We start from the raw sequence: 1607 nt of genomic DNA, 5'->3' as shown, positions 1-1607 counted from the left end.
CGGACGCGCGGTCCTGCTGAGCCTCGGAGCCGGCGCGGCGGGACTGCTCCTGCTGGGGGTCACGGCGACGGGCGGGGGGCCGGTGGCGCTGGTGGGCGGGGCGACGGGCTTCGGCCTGGTCTACCTGGGCCTGGGCGCGGCGGGCCCGAACGAGAACGACCTGCTGCACCGCCGCGTCACGGGCGCGGGCCGCGCGACCGCGTTGTCGGTCCAGTCACTGGCGCTCCAACTGGTGGCGGCACTGGCGGGTTTGGCGATCAGCACACTGCCGACGGGCCCGGCGCCGTGGCTGGTGGGGGGTGGGGTGCTGCTGGGGGGAGGGCTGCTGTGGGCGGGCGGCCCGAGCCGGGCACCGGAGATGCGGAAGGTCGCGGAAGCGGCGAAGTGAGCGAGGGACCCGTAAGGCCCGTAAGGCCCGAAAGGCCCGGCGCCCGGTGGGGGATTCACCGGGCGCCGGGCCTGTCGGGCCTTTCGGCCCCCGCCGGGCGGGGGAGCGCCCGGCGGGGGAGGACGGTCGGTCAGCTGTGGGAGACGGTCAGCCCGTAGAAGGCGACGCGGGCACCCTTCGTGGTGCTGTCGGAGGACGACTGGTTGTACGAACCGGCCTTGAAGTACTGCTTGTACGGCTTGAAGGACGACGGGATCGGATAGTGCGTCGTGCTGCCGTTGACCGTCAGGTCGATCGTGTTGCCGCCGGAGACGGCGATCGTGTACGTCCAGGTCTTGCCGATCGACACGTGGCCCACGGTGTGGGGGGTCTGGCCGCCGTCCGGGGAGTTCTCGATACCGGCGACGATGTCGCCGCTCGACCGGTAGTACAGCTCGACGAGCGGCTTGGTGGACGTACCGCCGGAGCCGAGGTGGATCTGCCCGACGCAGACGTTCGAGGTGACCGACACGACGCGCAGGGTCGCGCTCAGCTTGTGGCTGCCGCTGAGGGACCAGTCGGCGGCGCTGCCGTTGGAGTTCATCTCACGCAGCTCGGAGCGGGCGTAGTTGGAGTTGGGCGTGGTGACGCCCTTCTCCGGCGCCCAGAACGTCATCGCGCCGTCGCGGGTGTCGGTGTAGAAGTACGAGTCCTGGTAGCCGTTGGCGCCCTGGAGACGGGACGACGAGATGGTGGTCGGCGAACCGGGCGAACCCACCGGCTCCTGGAGCTGCCACACCGACAGGTTGAAGTTGCCACCGGGCGCGACGGCCGGATTGGCGGCGCCGGCACTGCCACTGCCCAGAACGCTGAGCGTGAGGGCGACACCGCCGGCCGTGGCCAGCGCGAGGAGTCGGGAACGTAGCTTCATCGGGGATCGATCCTTCAGCACTCGGAGTGGTGGGGGGTGAAGGCGTCGCGGCGGGCGGCGGCGGTGGGGGCGGCCGTCAGGTCTAGTCCAATGTGCGACCAGATGTAAGTAACACGACCCGGTTGGTCGGTCAATGGTCTGCTGAAGGTAAAGAGTTCATCCCCGCAGGTGAGGGGCAGGGGGAGGCAGCCGAAGTAAAACCCAATCATGGAAGAGGCCAAGGGCGGGGGCGGAGGGCTACTCCGGCGCGAGGCGGGGGAGTTGAGTAATGAGGGAGGGTGCGGGTTCGGGCCGAGGGGTAGTCGGGGG

At 70.4% G+C, this 1607-nt stretch carries 1 protein-coding gene and 1 pseudogene; one reads left to right on the top strand and one right to left on the bottom strand.

Features of this window, described 5'->3' with window-relative positions; translation table 11 throughout:
• Nucleotides 1–388, top strand: a pseudogene (locus tag GT042_RS35650) (MFS transporter); the annotation flags it as partial.
• Between the two features lie 130 nt (nt 389–518).
• Here the strand turns inward: GT042_RS35650 and GT042_RS35645 are convergent.
• A complete protein-coding gene (locus tag GT042_RS35645; RefSeq protein WP_161312821.1) occupies nt 519–1298 on the bottom strand; it encodes a polysaccharide lyase family 7 protein in 780 nt (259 codons plus the stop codon).
• Nucleotides 1299–1607: the final 309 nt, after the last annotated feature.

Source organism: Streptomyces sp. SID3212, from assembly GCF_009865405.1.
Classification (GTDB): domain Bacteria; phylum Actinomycetota; class Actinomycetes; order Streptomycetales; family Streptomycetaceae; genus Streptomyces.
This window is presented reverse-complemented; position numbering and strand designations above follow the sequence as displayed.